The 26,531-nt window shown below is 41.9% G+C and carries 31 protein-coding genes; 9 read left to right on the top strand and 22 right to left on the bottom strand.

From position 1 onward, the window contains the following. Positions 1–26 precede the first annotated feature (26 nt). Together A361_RS14815 and A361_RS31395 are read right to left on the bottom strand one after the other, a co-directional pair. Positions 27–251 carry a hypothetical protein gene (locus A361_RS14815; protein ID WP_175502200.1) on the bottom strand — a complete coding sequence of 75 codons (225 nt, stop codon included), beginning with the start codon at positions 249–251 and terminating at the stop codon, positions 27–29. Between the two features lie 268 nt (positions 252–519). Beyond that, positions 520–708: a hypothetical protein gene (locus tag A361_RS31395; protein ID WP_033196635.1), complete on the bottom strand. Its 189-nt coding sequence runs from the start codon at positions 706–708 to the stop codon at positions 520–522. Between the two features lie 180 nt (positions 709–888). Here A361_RS31395 and A361_RS14825 point away from each other — a divergent pair, with 180 nt between their 5' ends. Further along, entirely contained in the window at positions 889–1,260 is a 372-nt protein-coding gene (locus A361_RS14825; RefSeq protein WP_019383426.1) for a VOC family protein, read from the top strand. Between the two features lie 65 nt (positions 1,261–1,325). Here A361_RS14825 and A361_RS14830 read toward each other — a convergent pair whose 3' ends face one another. Then, positions 1,326–1,556: a hypothetical protein gene (locus A361_RS14830; RefSeq protein ID WP_019383425.1), complete on the bottom strand. Its 231-nt coding sequence runs from the start codon at positions 1,554–1,556 to the stop codon at positions 1,326–1,328. 158 nt (positions 1,557–1,714) lie between these two features. Here A361_RS14830 and A361_RS14835 point away from each other — a divergent pair, with 158 nt between their 5' ends. Further along, the gene (locus tag A361_RS14835; protein WP_019383424.1) at positions 1,715–2,584 is read left to right on the top strand and encodes an EamA family transporter; all 870 of its coding nucleotides are present in this window, start codon (positions 1,715–1,717) and stop codon (positions 2,582–2,584) included. A 252-nt stretch (positions 2,585–2,836) separates the two neighbouring features. On the opposite strand, the gene A361_RS14840 is transcribed toward A361_RS14835, so the two are convergent. Together A361_RS14840 and A361_RS14845 are read right to left on the bottom strand one after the other, a co-directional pair. After that, positions 2,837–3,688 (bottom strand): GNAT family N-acetyltransferase, encoded by an 852-nt coding sequence (locus tag A361_RS14840; RefSeq protein ID WP_019383423.1) that lies wholly within the window; start codon positions 3,686–3,688, stop codon positions 2,837–2,839. A 71-nt stretch (positions 3,689–3,759) separates the two neighbouring features. Next, complete coding sequence (locus tag A361_RS14845) at positions 3,760–4,251, bottom strand: hypothetical protein (protein WP_009334189.1); 492 nt, start codon at positions 4,249–4,251, stop codon at positions 3,760–3,762. 128 nt (positions 4,252–4,379) lie between these two features. Here A361_RS14845 and A361_RS31475 point away from each other — a divergent pair, with 128 nt between their 5' ends. The 4 genes from A361_RS31475 to A361_RS14865 all read left to right on the top strand — a co-directional run bounded on the left by A361_RS31475 (position 4,380) and on the right by A361_RS14865 (position 8,229). Next, positions 4,380–4,424, top strand: coding sequence for an erythromycin resistance leader peptide (locus A361_RS31475; protein WP_108721263.1), 45 nt, complete (start codon positions 4,380–4,382; stop codon positions 4,422–4,424). Positions 4,425–4,738: 314 nt separating this feature from the next. Continuing rightward, entirely contained in the window at positions 4,739–5,608 is an 870-nt protein-coding gene (locus tag A361_RS14855) for a putative RNA methyltransferase (protein ID WP_019383421.1), read from the top strand. 16 nt (positions 5,609–5,624) lie between these two features. Beyond that, positions 5,625–7,094 (top strand): Msr family ABC-F type ribosomal protection protein, encoded by a 1,470-nt coding sequence (locus A361_RS14860; protein ID WP_019383420.1) that lies wholly within the window; start codon positions 5,625–5,627, stop codon positions 7,092–7,094. A gap of 133 nt (positions 7,095–7,227) precedes the next feature. After that, positions 7,228–8,229 (top strand): DUF3231 family protein, encoded by a 1,002-nt coding sequence (locus tag A361_RS14865; protein WP_019383419.1) that lies wholly within the window; start codon positions 7,228–7,230, stop codon positions 8,227–8,229. Between the two features lie 40 nt (positions 8,230–8,269). Here the strand turns inward: A361_RS14865 and A361_RS14870 are convergent, their stop codons facing one another. Next, the gene (locus A361_RS14870; RefSeq protein ID WP_019383418.1) at positions 8,270–8,677 is read right to left on the bottom strand and encodes a RidA family protein; all 408 of its coding nucleotides are present in this window, start codon (positions 8,675–8,677) and stop codon (positions 8,270–8,272) included. Positions 8,678–8,812: 135 nt separating this feature from the next. Here A361_RS14870 and A361_RS14875 point away from each other — a divergent pair, with 135 nt between their 5' ends. Beyond that, positions 8,813–9,253, top strand: a complete 441-nt coding sequence (locus tag A361_RS14875; protein ID WP_236888070.1) for a hypothetical protein — start codon at positions 8,813–8,815, stop codon at positions 9,251–9,253. A 41-nt stretch (positions 9,254–9,294) separates the two neighbouring features. Here A361_RS14875 and blaOXA read toward each other — a convergent pair whose 3' ends face one another. Beyond that, positions 9,295–10,092, bottom strand: coding sequence for a class D beta-lactamase (gene blaOXA, locus A361_RS14880; protein ID WP_026041846.1), 798 nt, complete (start codon positions 10,090–10,092; stop codon positions 9,295–9,297). A gap of 37 nt (positions 10,093–10,129) precedes the next feature. Between blaOXA and A361_RS14885 the strand changes: the two genes are divergently transcribed. Next, entirely contained in the window at positions 10,130–11,587 is a 1,458-nt protein-coding gene (locus A361_RS14885) for a PLP-dependent aminotransferase family protein (RefSeq protein ID WP_019383415.1), read from the top strand. A gap of 82 nt (positions 11,588–11,669) precedes the next feature. After that, on the top strand, positions 11,670–12,170 hold the full coding sequence (locus A361_RS14890) for a hypothetical protein (RefSeq protein ID WP_033196634.1): 501 nt from the start codon (positions 11,670–11,672) through the stop codon (positions 12,168–12,170). Positions 12,171–12,280: 110 nt separating this feature from the next. On the opposite strand, the gene A361_RS14895 is transcribed toward A361_RS14890, so the two are convergent. The 15 genes from A361_RS14895 to A361_RS14965 form a co-directional block, all read right to left on the bottom strand. Continuing rightward, positions 12,281–13,366 carry a membrane protein gene (locus A361_RS14895; protein WP_009334179.1) on the bottom strand — a complete coding sequence of 362 codons (1,086 nt, stop codon included), beginning with the start codon at positions 13,364–13,366 and terminating at the stop codon, positions 12,281–12,283. Positions 13,367–13,439: 73 nt separating this feature from the next. Continuing rightward, positions 13,440–14,546 (bottom strand): o-succinylbenzoate synthase, encoded by a 1,107-nt coding sequence (gene menC / locus A361_RS14900; protein WP_009334178.1) that lies wholly within the window; start codon positions 14,544–14,546, stop codon positions 13,440–13,442. Between the two features lie 21 nt (positions 14,547–14,567). Continuing rightward, the gene (locus tag A361_RS14905) at positions 14,568–15,386 is read right to left on the bottom strand and encodes a GNAT family N-acetyltransferase (protein WP_019383413.1); all 819 of its coding nucleotides are present in this window, start codon (positions 15,384–15,386) and stop codon (positions 14,568–14,570) included. Positions 15,387–15,388: 2 nt separating this feature from the next. Further along, positions 15,389–16,516: a M20 peptidase aminoacylase family protein gene (locus tag A361_RS14910; RefSeq protein WP_019383412.1), complete on the bottom strand. Its 1,128-nt coding sequence runs from the start codon at positions 16,514–16,516 to the stop codon at positions 15,389–15,391. Continuing rightward, complete coding sequence (locus tag A361_RS14915; RefSeq protein WP_019383411.1) at positions 16,513–17,376, bottom strand: MurR/RpiR family transcriptional regulator; 864 nt, start codon at positions 17,374–17,376, stop codon at positions 16,513–16,515. The genes A361_RS14910 and A361_RS14915 overlap by 4 nt, the downstream gene beginning before the upstream one ends. A gap of 177 nt (positions 17,377–17,553) precedes the next feature. Beyond that, entirely contained in the window at positions 17,554–18,633 is a 1,080-nt protein-coding gene (locus A361_RS14920) for a Ger(x)C family spore germination protein (RefSeq protein ID WP_019383410.1), read from the bottom strand. Beyond that, entirely contained in the window at positions 18,630–19,718 is a 1,089-nt protein-coding gene (locus A361_RS14925) for a GerAB/ArcD/ProY family transporter (RefSeq protein ID WP_019383409.1), read from the bottom strand. The genes A361_RS14920 and A361_RS14925 overlap by 4 nt, the downstream gene beginning before the upstream one ends. A 36-nt stretch (positions 19,719–19,754) precedes the next feature. Beyond that, the gene (locus tag A361_RS14930; protein WP_009334172.1) at positions 19,755–21,281 is read right to left on the bottom strand and encodes a spore germination protein; all 1,527 of its coding nucleotides are present in this window, start codon (positions 21,279–21,281) and stop codon (positions 19,755–19,757) included. A 232-nt stretch (positions 21,282–21,513) separates the two neighbouring features. After that, positions 21,514–21,663: a 50S ribosomal protein L33 gene (rpmG, locus tag A361_RS14935; protein WP_009334171.1), complete on the bottom strand. Its 150-nt coding sequence runs from the start codon at positions 21,661–21,663 to the stop codon at positions 21,514–21,516. Positions 21,664–21,686: 23 nt separating this feature from the next. Beyond that, on the bottom strand, positions 21,687–22,853 hold the full coding sequence (locus tag A361_RS14940) for an FAD/NAD(P)-binding protein (protein ID WP_019383408.1): 1,167 nt from the start codon (positions 22,851–22,853) through the stop codon (positions 21,687–21,689). Positions 22,854–22,912: 59 nt separating this feature from the next. Then, a complete protein-coding gene (locus tag A361_RS14945) occupies positions 22,913–23,278 on the bottom strand; it encodes a hypothetical protein (protein ID WP_019383407.1) in 366 nt (121 codons plus the stop codon). A gap of 35 nt (positions 23,279–23,313) precedes the next feature. Beyond that, on the bottom strand, positions 23,314–23,565 hold the full coding sequence (locus A361_RS14950) for a type B 50S ribosomal protein L31 (RefSeq protein ID WP_019383406.1): 252 nt from the start codon (positions 23,563–23,565) through the stop codon (positions 23,314–23,316). A 23-nt stretch (positions 23,566–23,588) separates the two neighbouring features. After that, positions 23,589–23,858, bottom strand: a complete 270-nt coding sequence (gene rpsN, locus A361_RS14955) for a 30S ribosomal protein S14 (protein ID WP_019383405.1) — start codon at positions 23,856–23,858, stop codon at positions 23,589–23,591. Between the two features lie 167 nt (positions 23,859–24,025). Next, a complete protein-coding gene (locus A361_RS14960) occupies positions 24,026–25,627 on the bottom strand; it encodes an ABC transporter permease (protein WP_009334166.1) in 1,602 nt (533 codons plus the stop codon). Further along, positions 25,627–26,529, bottom strand: a complete 903-nt coding sequence (locus A361_RS14965; RefSeq protein WP_009334165.1) for an ABC transporter ATP-binding protein — start codon at positions 26,527–26,529, stop codon at positions 25,627–25,629. The genes A361_RS14960 and A361_RS14965 overlap by 1 nt, the downstream gene beginning before the upstream one ends. Positions 26,530–26,531: the final 2 nt, after the last annotated feature.

The following is a 26,531-nucleotide window of genomic DNA, read 5'->3' on the forward strand; positions in this document are numbered from 1 at the left end:
CTGCCCCAGGACAAAGCTCTCCTCCTTTAGTAATAGTAAGGATATGGCGGATACGGGTATGGCGGGTATGGATAGTAAGGATATCCAAATCCTGGTCCAGGTGCCAGCAATGCTCCTGTCGCCAGCCCCCCTAAAAATCCAAGCCCCAGTCCAAATCCTGGTCCTCCAAAGCCGAATCCAGGCCGGCCAAACCCAAAGCCTGGTCTCCCGAATCCAAAACCCGGCCGAATACGGTATTCAGGGAAATACATGCTATTTTGCGGAACATACTCCTGTGTCGCAGGCATGTGCTGATATTGATAATCCAAACAGAACTCCTCCTCTGTATTTGTCTACAGTAAAGGATATGCGTCAGATGCCTATGGGGTATGGGCCCCTGCCCTTAATGCGTAAACAATCTTCATTTAGTAGTTAAGTAACCACACCTCTATGAATGATCTGCCATATCAATAATTAAATTGATATAAAAAGAGGGATACTATTGACTAGAAGAAAACAAATTCCTTGTCTATTTCCCGGCTACAGATGGTGCGGTCCCGGCTGCAGCGGACCAGACGGCCCTATTAATGGCGTGGATGCCTGCTGCAGGCTCCATGATAAATGCTGGGCAAGCGGGAGATCTAAATGCTGCTGTGACCAGGAATTCCTTAAGTGCCTTAAGCCAAAGACAAACTGGCCCGGCGAAGAAGGAACAATTGCAACGATCATTTATATTTATATGAAAATCCAAACCGATTTTACCTGCAGCCGGTTTCGGAGAAGAAGACTTTATTAAAAAGCGGCGTTAGCCGCTTTTTTAATGGCCACTTTATTGCTTTATAAAATGGCTTCGATTAAACTCAAGTTGTGTTATCTGAATTATATAAAAACTAAAACCATGGAGGAACTATGAAACTAGGAGCATTTTCAGTAAGTTTAACTGTTAAAGACATTAATAAGTCAAAAGAATTTTACGAAAAACTTGGTTTTGAGGCATTAGGCGGGGATATTGCGCAAAATTGGCTGATCTTAAAGAATGAAAACTGTGTGATAGGTCTATTCCAAGGCATGTTCGAAAAAAACATCCTTACATTTAACCCTTGCTGGAACCAAAACGCAGAAAATTTAGAGGGATTCACTGACATTCGGGAGCTACAAAAGCAGCTGAAGGAACAAGGGATTCAAATTATTAACGAAGCAGATGAGTCAGGCGCCGGCCCTGCAAGTTTCACACTCGAAGATCCGGATGGCAACGCTATTCTTTTCGACCAGCACAGGTAGAATTCTGCTTACATAAAGATAGAAACAGCAGTGTCAATTGACACTGCTGTTTTAGCTCAGAACCATTACAACCGTTCATTTCCCCGTTTAAAGTTCCCCGTTATCTTCGCCATGATTAACTGCCTGCTCTTTTCATCTTCAGCATCATTCATTTTTTTTAGAAACTTCTCTGCATCTTTTCCTTTTAGAATTTTCACTTGTTTTCCATTATAATCAAGAAATACTGTGTTATTCTTATTTTGCCGAAAACGAAATGGTTCATCATTCAAACGATTTCTTTTATCAATTTGATCCATTTTCTGCCTCCTTGCTTAACCAAACTATAATATAGAATACTCAATAGGAAAACAGAATTTTATAAATTTACACTAAAGGGATTAGAGAATATTCTATATGCACTTCAGTAAAATAAAATGTATATAATAAACCCATTGAAGAAATGGAGATCATGTCTATGAGCATCATTTTAGCTCTGCTTGCCGCAGTATTTGCATCTTTCACAGCCATCCTCGCAAAAATTGGCATTGAAAAAGTAGATTCCAACCTGGCTACTGCAGTCCGGACGATTGTAGTGGTCATCATGGCTTATCTTATGGTTGTTATTACGGGAGAAACGGAAAGCATCTTGACTATTTCTGTAAAATCGTACATATTTCTCATTCTTTCAGGCCTGACAACCGGCCTATCATGGATTTGTTTCTTTAAAGCCATTCAGATCGGCGATGTGTCAAAAGTAGTTCCCATTGATAAGTCGAGTGTCGTCTTAACCATCCTGTTATCATTTATTATTCTAAGGGAACCCGCCACAGCATTAGTTGTTTCAGGGGGAGTCATTATCTCCATTGGAACCTTTGTTTTAATCGGAAAAGACAGAAAAAAGACTTCAAAAAAGAAAGTATTCAATACAAAATCGTATATTTTCCTGGCGATAATGTCTGCGGTATTTGCTGCAGCCACCAATATTTTAGCAAAGATAGGAATTGAAGACGTCGACTCCAATGTGGCTACTTTCATCCGGACAGTGGTCATCATTATTTTCGCCTGGGGGATTGTGTTTTTTCAGCGGACCTTTAAGGATCTTAAAAAAATCTCCAAAAAGTCTTATCTATTTCTTTTCCTCTCAGGAGCCGCAACCGGATTATCCTGGCTGTGCTATTTCGGCGCTCTGGCCATCGGCAAGGTTAGTGTGGTTAACCCCATTGATAAGTTCAGTGTTGTGCTTACAATGATATTAAGTTTCATCATTTTAAAAGAAAAACCGACGTTAAATACAATTGCAGGCGCAATTCTGATTACGATCGGGACGGCACTGCTTATTATCTAGGCGATAATTAAAGTTAAATACATAAAAAAACGGCTTTAATCCTGAGATTAAGCCGTTTTTTTATGATTTTGCATGGAGATTGGGCTTTCCGCAGCCGTTTTTCAGAGCTATATAAGCATTATTGACGTCCTAGTGAAATTTACGTGCGGATAGACCAAATTTACTTTCGGATAAAATATTTTATTTGCACATAACCCTATTTTACTTATGGATAAAACGATTTATTTGCGCATAGCCAATTTCATCATTCTCCTATCCAAAAGCCTGCGAAGCAATAGCATATAAGGATTTGTTCCTCTGCGGCATAGCTGCTGAATTTTTTATCATGACTGGTGGAGTATTTGATTTAACAAAACCGCTTCGCTCCAAATAGGACATAAAATCAGTTCTTCCCTCTGGAACATCAATTCGCAGCTTCCCTTTATGATGTAAAGCCAATTTTTCTACGATTAGAGCAGCAGTTTCTGAATCCGGAGCCGCAATAGGTCCGAGTATTAAATTGACTGGCCCCTGTATGGATAGTCCATATCCAATGAGTTCTCCATTATTATTCTTAACAACCAGACATTGTTTGGACTGGCTGATTCGATTGCGGAGAAAAACACTTCGCTTATCCCCAAAGGCAGCCCCGTCCAAATCAACAAGTTTGGTTAAATCAGACTGATTGAAGTCTTCTATGAAAACTCCATCATGATCCAGTAAATTTTCAGGGACAAATTTATCACAAAGAAATTTGCTTATATAATCCACTGTTGTAAAGCCCATTTTTTCATAAAGGGGCTGTCCTTCCTTCGTTGCAATCAGCATTACCGTCCTATCCGCAGTAATACTTTCAGCACATTTCCGGACTGCTTCCATAGCCAGCCCTAATCCCCTGAATTCTTCATGGACAATAACCATGCCAATCGACGCCAGTTTAGTATCATAGGGGATTATTGCTGAGCTTGAAACAATTCTCCCTGCAGAATTCTTATGTCCGAAAACTCTCCCAGATTCCAAAAGTGTTCTAACTTCATTTTCATCATAATCCCATCCAACCGATGCCGATAAATCTATTAGACCGGGAATATCATATTGATTTAGTTCTCCTAACTCTGCTATCATTCGCTTCTCCCTCTTAGTCTTTTGTTTTTTCACCCTAATTAGTATTAAATACCCTTTATACAAAATCCTTCTTACTGTACACATCCCTTTAATGTACTTTGTAAAACGGCCGGTCCCAGACGATTGGTCCTGGAATTGGACAGCCTCAAGCTTACGATCGTTTCAGCAGATAATTCTGCTGAGATTTCATCAAATTTCCCCACCCAAGGCGAACCGCCAAACCAGCTTGGCTGATCTTCCTTAATGGGATACATTTTAAATCTCCAGCTTATTACACCAGGAATTTGAGCAAATCCTTCATATTGATCATAATCCCCAAATGCTGAAGGCTGAGGCATCCAATCAGCGTATATACCGACAGCGGTTCGTTCTCTTACAGGACTTCCTGGCTGATCCGTATATGGTTTCTTTACCTTTGCAATTAAAGCTGTGCCGCTAATATTGGGGACTTCATTTACCGGCTCAAGTACTATGCTACAGGGATAAGTCAGGGATTGGGCATATGCCGAACTATAAGATACAAAAAGTGCGATGAATAAAATCAGGAAAATTTTATTTTTCATATTATTCCCTCCATTTCAAACTAAGTCTTCCCTCCCCTCTTTTATAAAATTCCGCACGAACCTTTACTTATCTAATAATAGCATTTATAATACAACTGTATTTTATCTTTAAGGAGGATTATTAAAAAATGACACACGCAATGAGACTTCGATTCCCAGCTTTGAACCAGTAATTGAATACGTTCAAAGGCTCTGCTTGTGTATGCAGAGTAAATGGGATCAGTCTGTCCTTTTTTAATAATCTTCAATTTATATGGAATAGCGTCAATTTGTTATTTCATATTCTGCCAAACGAAATTGGCAATTTGAGAAAGGCATGATTTTACTGCCTTTCTCTTTTTTTTCTGTTAAACTCTTCCAAAAAACAGGAAGGTTTATTTGCTGACGGCTCTGATCAGCCCAAACCAAATTAGGATGGGTCTTCTTCCCTTTACTCTGAATCACAGGCAGATGCCTGTGATTTTTTTTGTTGAAAGGAAGAGAAAACATGGTAAATCAAAAAATCGCTGCAAAGTTTAAGACTTTCAGTACTTCTCTAAAATGCCCGCTCTGTCAGGAATCATTAGATCTTGTTCAATATAAAAGCCTCTTATGTCCGAACAGGCATACCTATGATATTTCAAAGCATGGATATGTGAACATGCTGAATCATTCTGCCAAGAGCAGGTACAGCAAAACTTTATATAAAGCAAGAGAGAAAATCATCATGGAAAGTGAACTGTTTGATCCTCTTCATGACAAAATTTCAGCCGTCATTCATGACTATTTCGCACATTCCAGCACTCCATCCTTAATGCTTGATGCAGGGTGCGGTGAAGGTTCACACCTGAAAAAGATATTAGAGAAATCCGGGATTGGAACGATGACAGGTGTTGGTGTGGATATCTCGAAAGCCGGGATTGAACAGGCTGCGAAAAATTACAAAAATGAACTATGGCTTGTAGGGGATCTGGCTAAACCTCCTTTAGCAGATCAGTCCTTCAATATGATTCTGAATCTCTTCTTTCCTTCAAATTACAGGGAATTCAAGAGAATTTTGACCTCAAAAGGGATCATCATAAAGGCGGTCCCGCGGAGTGGGCATTTAAAGGAAATGCGGAATTCCTTTTATGGAAGCAATGAAAATAATTTATATAAAAATGATGAGGTCGTTTCCCTTTTTAGAAAGCATTTTACTCTAACTGACACGATTCATGTGACGGATGTAAGAAAAATGGACGAAAGCAAACTTCCGTATTTAGTCAGGATGTCTCCCCTTTCCTGGGATTCCAATCAGGCTGCCATTCATTCTTTTATTGACAGGAACAGCGGTCATGTAACGTTAGATGCAGATATCCTGATCGGTATAAACAAATAAGAAATGAGGTTTTATGATGGAAAAAGTATGTTTTGAATTAGAAAATATAGAAGTCTCTTATTTAGATAGATTGGTATTGAATATTCCTCGGCTGGCCATTCATCAATTCGACCGCATTGGCATTGTAGGAAAAAACGGGGCAGGAAAAAGCACTCTCCTAAAGCTGATGTCCGGTCAGATACACCCTGACCAGGGAATTGTGAACCGCTTGGCCGATTTTGCTTATTTCGATCAGCTCGCCGCTCCAGAGGCAAGTGATATTGACCCTGGTCTCGCAGGGAAATTATCGATACCTAAGATCGATATGAATCATCTGAGCGGCGGTGAACAAACAAAGCTGAAGCTTGCTGGAATCTTTTCAAACTACTATGAAGGATTATTGATTGATGAACCTACTACCCATCTCGACAGAGAAGGGATCAAGTTTTTCATTGAAGAATTGACCTATTATTATGGAGCACTGGTCATTGTCAGTCATGACCGATATATATTGGATAAGCTTGTCACAAAGATTTGGGAAATTGAACATGGATGCGTGACAGAGTATACCGGAAATTATTCGGACTACAAGGCTCAAAAAGAGCTTAAGCGAACACAGCAGCTGGAACAGCATGAAAAATATCTGAAAGAGAAGTCCCGGCTATTAAAAGCGGCAGAAGAAAAAATGAAAAAGGCAGACAAAATAACGCAAGCCAGCGGACATATCTCAAAAAAAGAAACAAAGGCGAAAGCAAACAAAATGTTTATGACGAAGTCAAAAGAAACAAGCCAAAAAGCCGTCCAGCGGGCAGCCAAAGCTATTGAGCAGCGGGTGCAGAAGCTTGAAGCTGTTGAAGCGCCCAAAGAAGATCCGACCATCCACTTTCATCAGCACCCCGCTCTTGAAATGCATAATAAGTATCCCATTATGGGTGAGAGGATTACGCTGAAAGCAGGAGACCGAACACTTATTAAGGAAGCGAACTTCCAATTTCCGCTTGGAAAAATCATCGCAATTACTGGGAAAAATGGCTCCGGAAAAACAACACTGCTAAAAGCTATCTTCGATCGCGGCGAGGGAACGATTCTTTCTCCGAAAGCAGTTATAGGCGCTTATGAACAAATGGATTACCAATTTGAGAAAAGTAAGCCTGTTTTTGAATTTATGAAAGAAACAAGCGATTACGATGAAAGCAAGATTCGTTCTGTCCTCCATTCTATGAGCTTTACAGGTAATGATCTGAAAAAGGATGTCTGCCGCTTAAGCGGCGGGGAAGCGATCCGTCTCGTGCTTTGCCAGCTGTTCCTCGGCAGATATAATGTCCTGATATTAGATGAACCGACGAATTTTCTGGACGTTTATTGCATTGAAGCCCTTGAACGATTTTTAAAAGCATATGAGGGTACCGTCCTCCTGGTATCTCATGATAAAGTATTTATGGATCGGGTCGCTGACTGTGTATATGCCATTGAAGAACAGCAGCTGGTTTTAAAGCATTACGAATAAAAAAATGGACCCTATCAGCCTATGGCGGATGGGTCCATTGTCCATTTTCACAACCTTCGGGCTCCAATATATAATAATTGTCAAAAAATAAGACAAACTAAGGAAAAAGCGATTAGACGCGGGGGTTTCCAGAATGGGCATTTTCGGAAAAAAATTGGACGGGAGTTTAAATAGCGCTGAACTTTCAGCACTTTGGCATCAGTATATGGGCGATAGTATGGCTATTTGTGTTTACAAATATTTCATTAATGTTGTTACGGATAAAAAAATCAAATCCATTTTGGAGGACTCACTGCTAAGATCAGAAAACCATACCAGCCAGATCACAGCTTATTTAAGAAATTCAAATTTTCAACACCCCATTGGCTTTACAGAAAATGATGTGAACCTTGAAGCCCCGCGTCTATTTTCAGATCAATGCCTGCTATTTTACTCTAAATTGATGACGGCTCATGGCTTAACAGCTTATAGCTTAGCACTGACAAATATTGACCGAAAAGACCTGCAGGACTATTTCTTAGAATGTATCGTCAGTGCCAAAGAGTTATATCAGAGAATCACTGGATTATCCAAGACCTACCCAAACTTCACAACCGTACCGGCTGTTCCTCCATCAAAGAAGATAGAATTTACTGATACAACAGGCATGCTTTCGAATTTAGCAGGTGAAAAAAGACCACTTAACATTTCGGAAATCAGCAGCGTTTTCTATAATTCAATGAAAACAGGATTAGTCAGGACACTAAGCTTAGCTTTTGCACAAGTGGCAGAGTATGATGACGTACGCAAGTTCATGGCAAAAAACGCTGAATTAGCAGGAAAAGATGCTGATAGTCTTGACACCATTTTGCGGCAGGATTATCTGCCTGTACCTTTTAAATGGGATGCAGAAATCACAGAATCAACAGTTAGTCCATTTTCTGACAAATTGATGATGTTTCATGCGGCGTTTTTAGTAAATACAGCTCTCTCGTATTATGGAGCTGGTGCAGGTTCAAGCCTTAGATCGGATCTCAATGTAACCTATCAAAAAGTATCACTTCATGCTGCTCAGGCAGGTGCCCTTTGCTATAAAATTTTGGTTAAGCATAGATGGCTTGAACAACAGCCGCAATCCGTGAATAGAAACGCCTAAACGATCTTCAATTCGAAAAACTTTCACCAAAAAAAATTTTTTATTCTTTGGATAAAGCTGCAACCGCTTCTATCTCAACTAATTGGCCGCTATAACCTAAAACGGTTACACCGGACAATGTACTTGGAACATCATGTGAGCCGAATTCTTCTCTAACTGCCTGCCAGGCTGTCACCAAATCTGCCTGGTCTGAGGATGCGACGAGAACTCTTGTATAAGCCACATTCTTTAATTCTGCCCTGCATTCCTTTAATGCTGACTTCAAGTTCTCGACACAAAGCTTGGCCTGTTCTTCATATCCGCTTTGCTCAGGCACTTTTCCAGTGGCATCAAGCGGGCAGGCTCCCGCCATAAAAAATAGGTCCATTCCGGAAGGAACATGAGATGCATATGCATAATCAACTGACGGTAATTTCGATGAACGGATTAAGGAGATATTTTTAGTCATTTCAGTATTCCTTTCTATTGACGGTACCTATTTTAATTCCGCATTTATGCAATTTTTTCCTCTTTCAGTTAAACTGTTTTTAATAGTTTCTCTAAAAAGGCGGGTGGCAATGTGGGTTTAAAACGGTTGTTAAAAATGATTTTAGCCTATTCTCTTTTTATAATAATGATTGGATGCTCAACTAACGCTGGGGAAGAAGCAGAATTCCCTCCATCGATGAATGCAGTTGCCGAAGTGAACGGGACAGATTATCAAATGGAAAAAGGAAATGAACAGTGGGTTAGAAAAAAAGGGCTAGAGACGGAAACTATGACAACAGATCACGCATCACCGAATCAAATGGCAGATCATCTAAAACCTATTATGATGAAACCAGACCAAAAAGTTAGGATTAAGATTGAAGATCAACCAGTTATTAAAGTGTACTTATGGAATGAAACAGGAAAAGAAAAAGAAATAAAGCTTGAGGATCATCAAATTACTGTACCTTCAAGTAAAGGCAGCTATATTTATGAAGTCTTAGCAGAATGGCCGAATGGAAAAGTCTCTTATACATTTTCAGCAGAAGTCCAGTGAGGGAAACCATTATTATGGCTTCCTTCACTGATCTGCTGACCTTAGTCTTTCATGATTCTTTTCTCTTTCAGCACCTCCACAGCAATATTCTTAGCCTCCGTACCTGTTCCATCAATATTCACCGAAAACACCCATGTCTCCTTCTCTGTTTCAATAAAACCAACGTACCAGCCCAGTCCCATGTCAGACAGCCTTGACCCTGTTTTACCATGCAGGATGAACTGATCCTGCTCGTCCTGAATCATCATTCGTTTAACTGTCTTTTGGTTCTTTTGTGAAAAAGGCAATTCTTCTTCAACCAATTTTTCGATAAAATCAGCTTGCTCTGCTGCGGAAATTTTCAGGCTGCTGTCCAGCCAAAAGGCATCGATTCCTCCTGATATGTCCTGGTTTCCGTACTGGATGTTTGATACGTATTCCTGCATCTTCTTTTCACCAATCGTTCTCGCCAGGTCCTGATAAAACCAGATAGCTGATTCCCTCATGGCAGAAGCAAGCGAATGATCCCGGTTCCAGCTTTCGAATTCCCGTTCAACTCCATCCCACCTTTTCACTTCGTATTCATCTCTTACAGCGGCAGTTTCCAGTCCGATTAGGGCATTGGCGACTTTAAAGGTTGATTCAGGCGTCAGTCTCTCTTTGCTCCTCTGCTTGTTGTAGACATAAACCTTGTCATTCTTAAGACTTTTGAGAACCATAGTGCCCTCTGTTCCTGCAAAAGCTTCTTCAATGTGCAGATCCTTTGTGTTTTCTTTTCCCCCTAATGCCCCAGCACCTGTACCCGTCAGCAGCAATAACACGGAAAGGGCAGCAATACCCGCTCTTCTCATCCACTTCATCTTTTCTTCCTCCTTCATATAAAATAGGATTTCTGTCATGATGTCAGCTCTTGAATTTGTCCCTTATACTATAAACAGCATGATGGATACAGAAAAGAACAGTTTTGGCCATCTGTACCCATACAAATTCAACGAGCGGAGTGTTTTTATGGGCAATAAATATGATGAACTCATAGAAGAAATTCAATCAAGACTAGATGATGAACGCTTGAAAGCCGGAGGAAAGCTCCCTTCCATTCGCAGGTTTGCCAAAGAATTTAACTGCAGCATTAACACAGTAATGAGAGCTTACAGTGAATTGGAAAAGGCACATCTCATCTACTCTGTGCCAAAAAGCGGCTATTTTGCGGTTGGTACTGATATGCCAAAAAAACAAAAACCTATGATCATTGACTTTGTCTCAGCAGGACCGGATAAAAGCAAGATGCCCTACCGTGATTATCAGCATTGTATGAATCAGGCAATTGAGCTATATAAAGAGGAAATGTTTCAGTATTCCCATCCCCTCGGTTTGCCGAGTCTTCGGCATCAGCTTTCAGCTCAGCTTCAGGATCTGCAGGTTTTCGCCCCGGCTGAAAGAATTGCGGTGGTATCCGGCTCCCAGCAGGCTCTGGATCTCTTGGTCTCACTCCCTTTTCCTAATAATAAAACAGAGATCTGCACAGAACAGCCAACCCACTTCAGTTTCATAGATTCCATCACTTCCCGCGGCTTGAAGCCTATTGGCATAGAGGTAAATCAGAAAGGCATTGACCTCAATTACTTAGAAAAGATATTCAGAGAGAGAAACATCAAGTTTTTCTACACTGTTTCCAGATTTCAAAACCCTACAGGCTGCAGCTACTCCAACCAGGAAAAAAAGGATATGGTCGAGCTCGCTCAGAAATATGATGTCTACATAGTGGAGGATGACTATATGGGTGATCTTGATACAAGAAAAAAGGCAGATCCCATGTTTGCCTATAATCCTTCCGGAAGAGTCATTTACACAAAAAGCTTTTCGAAAGTTTTGCTGCCAGGGCTGCGATTAGGATTGGCAGTTCTTCCAGAAGCCTTAATGAAAAGTTTTACACAGGCCAAATTTGCAGCGGACGTCCATACACCCGTCCTCACACAAGGGGCACTTGAGATTTACTTAAGCAGCGGTATGTTCAAAGCCCATATTGAAAAACTCCGGCGGCAATACAAGAAGAAGGGTACCATTCTCCAAAAGGCATACCTGGAGCATTTGCCTCCCAATACTTCATTTACTGGCGGGGATTCGGGATTCTATTCGACAGTTGTTCTTCCGGGCAGAATGAAGGCGAAGAATCTTGTAAAGCATCTTCAAAAGAAAAATGTATTGGTTCAGGATGCTGCACCAATGTATCTTCCAGAATATCTAAAGGAAAATAGAATTCGATTGAGTGTCTCTCAGGTGGAGGACCGGATAATTGCAGTTGGTGTGAAGAAGATCGGGGATGGGATTCGTGCGTTAGCTCATTCTTATTTCTAAAAGATATGGACTGACCCCCGCCACCCAAGATGACATGACACCCGCTTCTATAATAATGGGGTTCCTATATCCATAAAAGGAGATGGTTCGATTGAATCCTTATTATTATCCATATTACCGGACAACAAGCTGGGGAGATATTTTAACACTGCTGCAGCAAAGTTTATATGCTGAAGAAATGGTTTGTTCCATGAGTTCTGAGCTTTTTCATATTCCTGAGACCAAAGATTTAAAAGGAAATGCAGAAATGCACAAGCATCTGGTTCCGGCTTCGTATCACCGCGTGACCACTGTCGGCTGTGCCCGCAGACTTGTGAATGGAGAGCAGCGGCAATCGATAATCGCTACATTGGCGGCCTGCATCGTAAATGCGGAAAATGAGGATAAAAAGGTGCGTGAAGGGCTAAATACGATGGAGGAAAATGCAGGTCCTGAATATAAGGCGTTTATTAGCCTGATCATCAGATGGCAGAACCAGGCAGAAAATTATCTATCTCAAGCAAAAGCAGCATTGCGTACGATGGGTGTTACTTTTCCTTCCGCTGGAAGCGGCCCGGAAAATGGAGAATATAATCTTTATTAAGATGGATTCCACCAGTTCAGTGTCAAGAGCCGCAATACCATTATGAGGTAAATATGAGAAGGTATAGAAAGCTCAGGAGAACTGAGCTTTCTAAAGTATCAGCAAAGTTTCTACTGTTTTAAAGCAACTCCATTATCCATACTCACAACAGCCTTCCGTTTCCCCCTCAGCCAGGCAAACACAATTGCCGCAATAAGCGTAAACCCTAAATATCCCATCAAAGGATAAACCGTTCCCACCAGCGTAATAAAGCCTGCAAAACTGGCTCCAAACGCTGCCGCACCAAATAATACAGCAAAAAGATTAAATTTAGGATTTTCCCTTTTCACGATCCTGGCCGTGAAGGCATACAGCATACCAACAGCGGTATTGTAAATCATGCCCAGCAATACAACGAACATCAATAATCCAAATACAGGTGAAATTTCATTGGCAAGAGCAAGAATCGGCATGTCAGAGCCATCCACAACATCCATTTTGACAAGCATGGCTGCATTGATTATTAAGATAAGAATTCCCAAACCTGCACCTCCAAGGATGCCCCCCATTCCTGCCTGCTTTTCATCTTTAGTGGTTCCGCCCATGACAGCAAGCATTGCAGCACCGGCCGCAATATTGTATGAAACATATAATAGTCCGCCCATAAACCAGTTGGAAGCGGCTGGGGTTTGGCTTTCTGCCAGTTTCTGTACTTCAGAGAAATTAATCCCCATTGTGCTTAGGGCATAACCGCCAATGACAATCACCATTACTAAGAGAAATGGTGTAACCAGGCTGATAATGGAAATCACTTTTTGGATATTCAGACAAACGGTCAGGATCGTTAATATAGCCATAATGACATTGCCGGCCATGCTCGGGATTCCGAACTGCTCTTCAAAAATGGATCCCGATCCGGCAAGCATGACAGCGGCCACACCGAAAAGGAAGAAGGTAATAATGAAATCGACGGCTATCCCTAAATACCTGCCGCAAATATGGTAAATGACATCTTTATGGGAATCTGTCTGCAGACGGCTTCCAAGCTGTGTTAAGTTCATCCCCAGAAAAGCAAAGAAAATGGTCGCCAGAATGGCACCGCCTATCCCCATCCAGCCAAAGCTGGTAAAAAACTGCAAAATTTCCTGGCCTGAAGCAAAACCCGCTCCGACTATGACCCCGATAAAAGCACCGGCAATCTGAATACTCTTTTTCATTCTGATCCCCCTTTTAGATATTTGAATTTTTCGACAACTCCTCTTAAAAGAGAAAGAGAGAATTCTCTCTCCCTTAAGAAAAGCTCTTTTCAAAAACAGTAAACTGTTTAATGGTTTCATAACTTGGCTCATATCCAAGGCCAGGTTTTCCTGGAACCTTGATCATTCCATCTTCGACAGTTACTTCAGGGTCAATCAGATCCTTCTCCCAATAGCGGGATGATGCGGCTGTGTCCCCTGGCATGATAAAATTGGAAAGTGTGGTTAAGGCAATATTGTGTGCTCTGCCGATCCCGGATTCCAGCATGCCTCCGCACCATACTGGAATGCCCCGTTCCTGGCAGAGATCATGAATTTTCTTCGATTCTGTCAGCCCGCCGACCCGGCCGATTTTGATATTAATAATTTTGCAGCTTCCCAGCTCAATCGCCTTGCGCGCATCTTCATAGGAATGGATGCTTTCATCGAGGCAGACAGGCGTTATGAGTTCTCTCTGCAGAACGGCATGATCAATAATATCATCTGATGCCAGCGGCTGCTCGATCATCATTAAATCAAATTCATCCAGCTGCTTTAAAAGATTGATATCTTCAAGGGTGTATGCTGAGTTTGCATCAGCCATAAGCGCTACATCCGGGAAATGCTTTCTCACTTCCCTCATGACTTCAACATCCCAGCCTGGCTTGATTTTGACTTTGATGCGCTTATAGCCTTCCTTTACATATTCATCAATGAGGTTCAGCAGTTCATCAATACTATCCTGAATCCCGATGCTAATGCCCACCTCGATCTCATTCGCTGTACCGCCAAGAGCCTTTGCAAGCGGAATTCCCTTTTGCTTGGCATATAACTCCCAAACCGCCCCTTCGAATGCTGATTTCGCCATATTGTTTTTCCGTATGTAGGAGAGAGTTTCCGAAACTTCATCCGGATGCTGCATTTCTTTGTTTAATAGATTCGGAATGATGAAATCTTCAAGCATATGCCAGTTCGTTTTCAGCGTTTCTTCGTTATACCATGGTGAATGAAAGGCAACAGATTCTCCCCAGCCGCTCACACCATTTTCATCCTTGGCTTCCAGCAAGAGAAATTCCTTATCCTGAAACGTGCCGAAGCTTGTTGTAAATGGAGCTTTCATTCTCATTTTCATATGCCGCAATACGACTTCTGTCACTTTCATATTCATTCCCGCCTTTTCCTGTTAGTTGAGTTTAAGCTGATTCCTCTGAACTAATACATAGTAATGCACAGGGCCTTCCAGCCCTTTTTGAAATCCTGCCAAAGCGTACCCCTTAGAAAATAACTCCTGAAAAATCCTTCTTGTTTTAAAGCGCCAATCGATCGCAAGCTCGAAATTCTTATTTTTAATCATCTGGAAGTTTGCCGGAATCGGAACAAGCACTGGACCTTCCGCAGCATCCCATTCAGTATTTAATAAAACAGGAAAGTCGTCCTCTGATACTCCCCAATCGTAGGGATTCTGTGCGTCCGCTGTTTCAATGCCTACTGGCTCCTCCACATGCGAACTGGTAATCCACCATTCTGCCTTTAAACGGTCTGTCGGCAGCCCATGATTCAGGCTATCATCCATATCTCCGTAGCAATTCTCCACATAAGTGGAGCAAACCGCATTCAGCTTGGAAAGATTCAAGTAAGCATTCCGGCTTTCCAGCGGATCAAAAGTCCAGGTGATCAGGTCATAGCCCATACCTGAAGCCAGTTCTTTTTGCTTCTGCTTCAATAATGCCCCCAGTCCCTTATCCTGGTGGTCAGGGTGAATGCCCAGCATATGGGAGCATAAATAGCCTTTTCCCTTGTGGAAACCTGGAAATCCGTAGCTGAATCCCACAAGGTTATCCTCTATAAATGCCCCGAGCAGCAGCCCTCCGTTCTGGGCAGCTGTGATGGTTTGATGAACCGGAAGGGGATCCATATTCCAGATTGTCTTCTCCAGCCTTTGTATAAGATCCATATCGGATGCTGTCTTTAATACCCGTAAATCCATTGTCACAGCAGCCATCTTCACTCCTCCTTTTCCAAAGTGGCCATTACGGCTTTGGCCAGTATTTCCATTCCCGAGTAAATCGCTTCCCGATTGAACGTCATGTCCGGATGATGCAGCCCCGGCTTTAAATCACAGCCCAATCCAAGCATCGTGGCCTTTATATTCGGCTTCTTGAGAGTATAAAAATGGAAGTCTTCCCCGCCCGAAGTCACGATTGGTTCCCTTAATTGGCCAGCTCCCAGGACATCAACTATTGCCATCTCCAGATACTTCTGAGCTTCTTCATCTACTTCAGCTGCTGCCACATTCGCTTTCATCTCAAGGCTGATCTTGACTCCATACAGCTTGGATAAATACTCAGTGATCGTTTCTATTTTTTCTCCCAGTGCAGTAATGATTTCATTTGTTTGTGCCCTCAGATCCAGGCTGAAGGACGCTTTTCCCGGAATGATATTACCTGAGTCACTGCCGGCATGGAATTTGGTCATCTTGGCCGTATGCGGAACCATCGGATCCAAATGAATATTTTTAATTTCATGAATGAAAGAAGCACCGATCTCGATGGCATTCTGCCCAAGGTGCGGGCGGGCTCCATGGGCATCTTCCCCGATAATTTCCCCGGTCAGAAACCTTGCAGCGCCATGGTAAATGGCTGCAGACGCTTCTCCATCTCTTATTTCCTGGATTGGCCTCAGATGTACACCGTACAGGTAATCCACATCATCCAGCACGCCATGCTCAATCATTTTCAAGGCACCAGTGCCCTTTTCTTCAGCCGGCTGGAAGATGAATTTCAGTTTGCCTTTTTTGGGGAAGCCAGCCTTTTGAAGCAGCAGCATGGCCCCAACCCCCATTGTCATGTGGGCATCATGTCCGCACGAATGATTGGCCTGAAACTTGCCGTCCACTTCCTGCCAAAGTGCGTCCATATCCGCTCTCAGCGCGACGCATGGACTCCCTTCCCCCACTTCAACAACCAAACCAGGGCAATCCCCAAACAGCTGAACCTGAAAACCCCGGCTTTCCAGGAATTTCCGCAAGTACTCTGTGGTCTTATATTCCCTCCAGCTTACTTCCGGGTTTTCGTGCAAATGATTAAAAACCATATCCAATGCAGGTTTAATCTGGTCAATAATTTCCTTCAATCCATCTTCCCTCCCGGCTGAATAAAAAAATGTTCACTATCCAGCTTTTCATATTGCTCTTTCCTTTTTTGAAATCGGTCACCATCTTGAATCGACACACCCGCAATCACCGCATTCAGAAAGGAAAAGAGTGCTGGCACAGCATCAATCGTCGATTTTTCCGATGAATGGATATGAAAAAGCAAGTCGGCATGCTCTTTAATCGGTGCGATTGCTGAATCCGTGATGCCAATTACAAATGCTCCCTGCTTTTTCGCCAGTTCCGCCATTTTAATCGTATCTTTCATGTAGCGGTCGAATGAAATCGCAATAAACGTCGCTTCTTTATCCATTTCAGTGATCGTCAGCAGCAGATCATCCGTATCCGGCCGGATCAGCTTCGCATTTCCCCTTACCACCCCAAGGGTAAAAGAAAGCCAGCTTGCTGCCGCAAAGGAAGACCGCAGACCTGTAACATATATTTTTTTTGTTTTGATCAAACGCTCCACTAAAACATCAAAATCGTCCTGACTTATATTCTGAATCGTTTCTCTGATATGGAGACAATCCTTTTCCATCACACTCGCAAGGAACTCCGGCTTTTCTGCCAGTTCCACCTTGCTGGTAAAATACTGACCAAGTGTGCTATTCGCCTTCAATAGCTGTTCCCTTACCATCTTCTGCAGCTCCGAATAGCCGGAAAGCTGAATCGAATAGCAGAATCGGATGACTGTCGTTTCGCTTACCCCGATTCTCTTGCCAATCTCACCCGCTGACTTCACAGCAAAATCCTTAGGGTGATCCAGTAAATACTTAGCGGCCTTCTGCTGCCCTTTGGAGAGGTTATTAAACTCTTTTTCGATCACTTCTTTTAATACCATTTAGACTCACCTTAATATTATGAAGTTTAAGCTGAATTTTTTAAATTTATGAAGTCTGAACTTCGTTTTAACTAAACTATCATATATTTCTTTGTAAAACAATAATAATTCTGAAAATTTTTTAATTAAAAATGACACCCTTATATCGGATGCCAATTTCTCTTTTTATATACATGATTATTCTATAATCCCCGATTGAACAGCATTCACTTTTGCTTCAATCTTTATTTCCATTTGACTATACTGCTCTTTCCATTCCTTACGATTAAAATCAGAGCGCTGCCTTGCCTTTTCCCCGATGCCAAGGGGATCTGTATCCAGTTCCTGAAACCTCTTGATCATTTTCTCTGCTCTCTCAGTTATTTCTTTTTCCACTGCTTTTTCAATTCTCTCAATCGTTTTCTTGTCTGTAAGATCTAAATTAACCCCTTCCATCGCTCTGCCGTTTACTTTCACCTTAAAAGTGGCTATATATTTCCCATTCCTCTTGTCCACCCTTATTTTAGGTTTTGATGACAGGTTTTCGAGACTTACATCTTCTCCCCCGCTAAGTTCTACTTCAAATTGTCCCCGCCGGAATTTTTCATAAAGGATTTTAAAAATATAGGCATCACCAAAGCTGATTGTATCAACTAGCTTATCTTCTTTAAAAATTCCCATTCCGCTTACTTTCAAATGCTTACCCTGTTTCTCAATTAAAGGTAAAAATGGGTCGGCATCTTTGCTGTAATAGTGAACAAGAAAACGGTGTAAATTTATTTCAGGAATAGTCGCCTCAAGATTCTGTTCCACCACATCGATTAAATACTGTGATACAGAATCACTTTGCGAGTAATTTGAATCAATAATGTCTTTCGCCTTCTCTTTCGATACTACAAGCAGCAATTTCCGGCCAATACTGGGGTTTCTCTGCAGACTGTCTATTTGTTTTTCAATCCCATGCTCTGCGAGCTCCTTATTGAAAATGACTAATCCCACCCTGCCAACGACTATGGGCCTTGCAGCTTCCGCCTGAATCTTTTGCCTGATCCGTTTACTTGTCTTCCCTGTTGCAGAAAAAACGTCATTCACCGGTAAAGACTGTTCACCTGGAGGTATATTGGAAGAGCCTGCTGTTCCTTCAAATTCCTCACCATTAACATAATCATAGCCAATGGTCTGCACTAATTGGATATCCTCCAATACCTTTGGACTTGGAGTACAGCCTGCAAGGAGGATTGTAATCAAGGAACAGCATAAATAGTTTTTAGCATTCATCCTTTTTTCACCTTCATGATGATATATTGTAAGACCAGCAAGCATGGTAAGTAAAAGTAGATAGTATATAAACCCATTTGGGAAACAGCTTTCTGCAGCACATCAATTTGCTGTCTATCCGTTAGAAGAATGCTGATGAAAAACAGCAATAGGCAAAAAATCCTTAAGGCATTTCTTTGAGTGACAGGAAACAGCCGATGCAACCCCCGGCTGGCACACCAGAGGCCGATGCAGATATTCGGCAGAATGGTAAAAAACCATACGGAAATTCCTATGTATTCGAACCTCTCCACAATGATTAAGTCCACGATTTTCCATAGTGTGAGTGTAGCCCAAATGGTGCCTTTCAACTGTTCCTGGTTGAAGTATACAAACGTAACAAAAGCAGTCAGCAGATAAATAAATATGCTGAATAGCACGCCGAAGTATGCCCACTTTTCAGATTTCGGACCATCTTTTATAAAAGGATAAAACATAAATAAGGTCTCAAACCCGAGAAAATTAAGGGTCATTTCTTTTGAAGCTTTAAATAATTGTGCAGGAGAGGCATTCAGGATTGGCAGAAGATTACCATAATCGGCATACTGTAAAGGATAAAACTTCACCAATAATAATGGCAGCCCGTATAAAATCCCTAAATAACTTACCCCTGTTACAACCCGAAAACCTCCTGTGACATAGGAATAGGATAAAAAAATGATAATGAGTACGAATATCCATTCGGAGACTTCGGGAAATACCCATACCTGGAGCACTTCCACATATGATCTAAGTACAACCAATGCAAAAGCAAAGAAGTATAAGGAAAATAGAAAGCTGAAAAAACCGCCGATCCATTTTCCCATAATATCAGCATGTATGGCTACGATGTCGTTGTTTCCCTTGTTTAAGATGCGATAGGAAACCCATATCAATCCAATAATGGAGGCGCCGGATGTTAAGATTGCGATCCAGGAACTATAGCCGGCCGACTGGACAATAACTCTTTCGAAACCTAGGATACCAACGCCTATTTGCATAGCATGTATTAAATAAAATACAAAATAGGGCGATACCATTTTATCCTCTTTAGGCAATGGAAACATCAACTAGCCTCCTTTATCGGAACATATTTACACCAATTAATCTTCTATATCTATTTTGGATTTCTCGTGCTTTTTGGGCTGAAAACGAGTTCGTACAGGAGATCTGACCTGCAATGGCCGCTTCGTTTGCATGAAAAACGGGAGGCGGAAGAGTGAATCCCTTAAGTCAGCCAGCCGTAATGGATAGACGGGTGCCAGATATGGGCGTCCCAGAGAAGACATTTTAAGTAAATGGCTCAAAATGTATGAGAAACAAAAGGTAACTCCCAGAAGTCCCCATAACTGGGCAGTGATTAAGAAAGGAAAGCGGATTAAGCGGATAGTATTGCCCATTTGATAGACAGGCGTTGTAAAAGAAGCCAGGGCTGCAAGCGCCACGATGATCAGCAGCACATTACTGGTCAGACCAGCCTGTACAGCAGCAGTCCCGATTACAATACCGCCTACGATACCAATCGTCTGACCGATTTTTGTCGGCAGCCTTGCCCCAGCCTCACGCAATAGCTCAATGGTCAATTCCAGAATAATCGCTTCCAGTATCGGCGGGAACGGGATGCCGCTTCTTGAAGCTATGAGCGGATTAAGCAGGTTTTCCGGAATCATTTCGTAATGATACGTGAGCACGGCAACATAAAGAGATGTCGACAAAACGGAAAAGAATACCGCAAACAAGCGGACCAGCCGAAAAATGGAGGCAATATGCCAGGATAGATAGTAATCTTCAAATGCAGAAAAAAACTCTACCAGAGTTGTAGGACCTGTTAATGCATGCGGTGAGCCATCAACAAGAATCGTTATTTTCCCTTCAGAGAGCACACTCGCTACCCGGTCCGGCCTTTCCGTATCAATTAATTGAGGAAAGGGAGACTTATGATTATCAGATATGATCTGGTTAATAAAAGAGCTGTCCACAATTTGATCAAATTGAATATCATTCAGGCGCTGCAGGATCGTATTCACATTTTCTTCGTCAGTAACTCCTTTAATATAAAGAACAGCCACCCTAGTTTTTGTCAGGCTTCCAATCTTTACTTCTTCCACGATGAGATCAGGAATAGGCAGCCTCTTCCTGACCAGATTGATATTGGCATCAATTGATTCGACAAAAGCTTCCTTAGGCCCCACAACACTGTACTCTACTTCAGGCATACTGACGGGTCTCTTCTCAAGCGATACAGCAGAAATAACCAGAGCCTCCTGCAGTGAACCTTTTACTTCAATAACAATACAGCCTGTCAGCAATTTATCCCTTATTTCATGAACATTATCTATAATTTCAGTATTATCAATGGGAATAGCCTGCTGAAGATCAAAAAGGGTATTGCTCTTATTTTCATTGATATAAGGCAAGACATATTGATGCAAAATATTAATTTCTACAATTGTCTGGTAATAATGAATATAAAATGGGCTGGATTCTGAATATCTATAGGAAACAAAATCTGTTGATTCTTTACAGCGATGAAGGAGTTCATCAATCCGCAATTCATGCTCACTATTTTCATTCTTCTTTTGTTTATTGTCCCTATTAAACCTTTTTAATTTTGATTTAAAAAAACCCACCGTGCACTCCTCCAAAACTTAACAAATCGTAGTTTTAGTATGTGCGGGCGGGTTTTTATTATTCTATTTCAATATGTTAGCTCAATTTTTACTTTTAGCGCTTTGAAAATCAATTATCCCATTTAATAAAGATTTACAATTCGTTTTTTAAAGGTGCCTACAAGCCTTAAACCTTTAGACTTTCTGCAGCTATTATGCTGACAAATAGTCGTTAAAGTATTACATTTGACCGTTACTTCGTTTCACGATGCAATGTATGCTTCTTTAAACGGGGAGAATATTTCATTAATTCGATCCGGCCAGGATGGTTCCGCTTATTTTTAGTGGTAATGTAATTCCTGTCCCCTGACTCTGTACAAGCTAATGTAATCTTTACTCTCATATTAATTTCCTCCTATTAACTTCTTAAATGCTTTGAACAATTCTTTCAGCCGCCTGACGCGCGCCTGAAATATTTCGGGCAATCGGCCCAATCTCCAGTTCTGCAAGAGGCCCTGTTACATATAGATGCCGGCACCATTCAAGGGATTGACTCACAATCGGGTATCCGCATTTTGCACATGGAAGGCCAAACGTTTCAATGGCTTTCTCAAGCCAGCTTCCGCCAGGCCTGGATGGCCTGAACCCGGTTGCAAAAACAATTGACTGCACCTTGACTTCCTGTGTGTCCACTGAAAGAATCAGTTCCTTGTTTTCTCCTTGCTTCACGGAAGTAACCTCTCCGTCTGCCACCTTGATCGTTTGTTCATTTTCAAGCTTCCTAAGCTTGTGAAATAACTCTGAGGGCAGCGATCCCCGGTTTCTTGCCTTTTTAATAACTTCTCTGCGTTCGGAATAATCGGTGATTCGCTGGTAGCTTTTTTGATATTTAGGTCCCAGCCAGCCCGGATCACTGTCAAAATCACAAACCTTAAAGGGATGCCTTTTTATTAAAGTGACTTGACCTGAATAGAGTGCCGAAAGCTTGATGACTGTATGGGCGGCTGTAATGCCTCCTCCAATGACAGCAACAGGCATCCTCAATTTTGAAAAATCTGCAGAATCATCAAAGATGTGAAACATCCCATGCCATTCTTGCTTAATAGAATCTGCCCATTCGGGTACATGCAGCTGATCGTTTATGCTTAATGCGAGTACGACTCTTTTTGCCTTTAGACGTTCTTCTCCGGCTGTATTTACAATCCAATAATTGCCCTCCCTATCGAGACCATTTACATATCCCTGATGCCAGCTGGCCCCTAATCCAAGATCATGGAGAAGAGTCTGACTGTGCTCATTAAACATTTCCAGGGATGGTCTTTTATAGACCCCATAGAACTCACTTTTCTTCCATTGGTGCTTTGCTGCGTAGCTTCTTAAGCTGAATGGATCGACATCAAGGTGATGTACAAAAGGTGAGCGCAGAAATTTCATGCCAATCCGATCCGTACTTGTAGTCCACTTAAATAATGGCCTTACATGTGGATCAATAATGCGCAGCTTATCAGTTGATACCTTATTATTTTTTACTAAGAAGGCTGCAATGGTACTGCCCTGAATGCCGCCTCCTACAACGATCCAATCATAGACCATATGAGCCTCCTGATGCAGGTTTTAATACGGAATCATTACGATTTAAAGAATAAATTTTTTTACGACTTACTTTCGTTTAAGGAGAAATAAAAATATTTAACTTTATTTCTTTTCTTTCTTGCCCGGACACTGTCTGTTAATTCGACCCATGTGACATGTTTCAATTTATTTTCAAGCAGCCTGTTAATTTTGTCTTCAATTTCATGCATGGTCATCATCAGCTGTCCAAATGAAAGGTTAAAATGTGCTGCCGCCTGCCTATGAGGTGAATGCTTCACAAGAAGAGCCATAAATTCTTCAGAAGTCGAAGCCTTTTGAGCCAGCTCTTCTTCCAGACCAACGACAAATTCATAAATCTCTTTTTGCTCAGGAGGTAGTGACTTTACAATCTCTCTTGAGACCATTTCCATAAGATGTGAATTCATATCTTTCACCTCATCTCGCCAAGTGGAGAAACAATTTACTTGCTCTTCATGTTATATCTCTTCATAAATCGTTCAGCACGTCCGCCGCGATCCGTGAACTTCTGAACTCCAGTATAAAACGGATGTGTATCTGAGCTTACTTCAACTTTAATCAATGGGTATGTGTTTTCATCTTCCCACTCGATTGTTTCATTTGCAGTCTTTGTTGATCCTGTCAAAAATTTAAAGCCGCTGTTCATATCCATGAATACTACTTTATGATATTCCGGATGAATATTTACCTTCATTTTCATTACCTCCGCATTTTATTTTACCAGCTGGATTTCTTTACTCCCGGAACTTGCCCTTTGTGCGCATATTCCCGGAAAGCAATTCGGGACATTTTAAATTTGCGAAGATATCCCCGCGGTCTGCCCGTAACCTGGCAGCGGTTTTTCAGCCGTGTCGGTGATGAGTCTCTTGGCAGTTTCCTTAGAGCCTCATAATCCCCTTTTTCTTTTAGTTCCTTTCGTAATTCTGCATACTTTAATACAAGCTCCTGCCGTTTGATTTCCTTTGCTATCTTAGATTTTTTTGCCAAGGTATGTCACTCCTTTCTGATGAAAATCGTAATTATTACGATTTGAATATTGTTATTTAATCACAAAAATTTTGATATTGCAACACATGTAACTTCAGATTACCCTTTGGACTGTTATTAGTATGAATAAAAAACGCAATCCCCATATAGATTGCGTTTCTTAATTTTTATTGCTCGATATCCCTCTTATTAAACCCTATAAACCCCGCTAACGCCAGTCCCCCAGCAATTAAACACAATAGAAGCAGCGGAATAATTGAGAATTCCTCAATCGGTGCCTGCGGAACATGGCCAAAAGGAGAAATACTGCCGATCCAGTCAGAGAATTGAAATAAACCTCCTAAATACAGCACAATAAATGAATATAAAACATATAGCCAAATAAAACCCGTGAATTTTGGCAGAAATCCAATCAGAAAGACGGCCAGGCTAATCATGACCAGCATTGCTGGATAATAAGATAATGCTGCCCCAAAGATCATTCCAAAGGATAAACCGCCTTCAACCACAGCAGTCCCGGCAGACCATAATCCGAGTGCTGCCAGCGATATCATGAAAAATCCATTAATGACAGATATAACGAAATAACTCCCTAACAGTTTTGTCCGTGAAACGGCTCTGCTCAAAAGATGAACAATTCGTTCCTTTTTCTCTTCACCTCGAAGTTTATTCATGGCCATCACTGGAGGAATAGTTGCCATCAGTGAGATGACAATCATCAGCATTGGAATGAATTGTTCTACTAATGTTACCCCCTCTGTTGGCTTAAGGAGCTGCTTCATGGCTTCATTATCTGAGAAAAATGATTCCAGATCCCCTAATACTGAACCGTAAGAAGCCCCCAGCACAAACATGCCTATTGCCCATGAAATGATTCCGGTCCGCTGCAACCTTAACGCAAGGCCGATTGGACTCTGCAAAAAAAGGGATGCATATTTTTTTCCCGGCCTGGATGGCAAAAATCCGCGATCAAGATCCCGAATAGCGTTCAAATAATTCGCGATGGCAAAAAGAACCATGGCGGCAGCAATCATTAATACAATAGGCCACCAATTATTAGAATCATAGACTTCTGCTTTGGTTACCCATGCAAGCGGCGAAAGCCAGGATAATGATTCATTGCTGATATCTGTGATTGCCCTAAAAAGATAAGAAATAAGAAGCACTGCTATCGAATAGCCGATTGTTCCCCGTGAACTATCTGAAGCCTGAGCAAATACAGCTGTTACACCTGCGAAAAATAGACCCGCCGCCCCTAATGCAGCACCATAAAGCAATGACCCTTCCAGATTCATGCTTTCAATTCCCAGGGCATAAAGGCCGAATCCATTAATCAAAGCCAATCCGATGCAAGCGGCCGATACTACAAGCAATGATGCATTTAAATAGGATAGACGCCCTACAGGCAGCGAACGGAGCAATTCCAGCCGCCCATCCTCTTCATCAGCCCTGGTATGCCGGGCAACCAGCAGGATGCTCATTAAACCGGTCACAGCAGCTGTCATTAAAAGCATTTGATGGGCTGTCATGACACCAATCGTATAGTTGCTTAAATCCGCGGGGCCAGTCATGGCAGTCATCGCCGGGTTGGCCATTGTTTGTGCCATAGCATCCCTTTCCTGCTGAGAATTGTATAATCCCTTAAAGGCTGCTGGAACGATTATCGTAAAAAAGGTTAGTGCCAGCACCCATATTGGGATACGCAAACGGTCCAGCCGGAATATAAATTTTGAAAGGAAAGCGGTTTTTGCTAAATGATTGCCTGCCATCAGCGGACACCTCCAGTATCCTTTTCCCCTTCATAATGACGCATAAATAAATCCTCTAATGTTGGCGGGGCACTTTCCAGCCTGATGATGCCAAATTGACTTATATGCCTGATGACTGCATCCATTTGCATCGTATCAACCTGAAACGACATCCCATGTTCACTTTCCTGAATGTCATGAATGCCTGGCATATCAAGTAATCCTGTAATCGGCATGCTTGTGTCAACGAGGACTTGTGTCCGTGTAAGGTGGCGAAGCTCATTTAAGGTTCCCGACTCAATAATCCTGCCTTGACGGATAATGCTTACCCGGTCGCACAGCTTTTCTACCTCTGATAAAATATGGCTGGACAGGAGAACACTCTTTCCTTGTCTCTTAACTTCCATCACACATTCCTGAAAAACCTTTTCCATCAATGGATCCAGGCCTGATGTCGGCTCATCCAGAATGAACAGGTCTGCATCAGAGGAAAAGGCCGCAACCAGAGCAACTTTTTGCCTGTTTCCTTTAGAGTAGGTTCTGCACTTCTTGGATGGATCCAAATCAAATTTCTCTATTAACTCCTCACGTTTCGCCTTATTCGCAGTGCCATTTAATTTTATAAATAAATCAATGACCTCTCCCCCTGTTAAGTTTGGCCAAAGATTCACGTCACCAGGCACATATGCCACCCTCTTATGAATGTCGACAGCATCCTGCCAGGCGTCCTTGTTAAAAAGCTTTACTTCTCCGCCTGTTGCCTTTAGTATCCCCAATAAAACCCGAATGGTGGTGGATTTTCCTGCCCCATTTGGGCCGATGAACCCCAGTATCTCACCTGCATTTAACTCGAGATTTACCCCATTCAGTGCCGTAAACTTGCCGAATTTTTTTGTTAGGTTGGTTACTTTTAAAAGGCTCATGG

It is taken from the genome of Cytobacillus oceanisediminis 2691, assembly GCF_000294775.2.
GTDB classification, from domain to species: Bacteria; Bacillota; Bacilli; order Bacillales; family Cytobacillaceae; genus Cytobacillus; species Cytobacillus pseudoceanisediminis.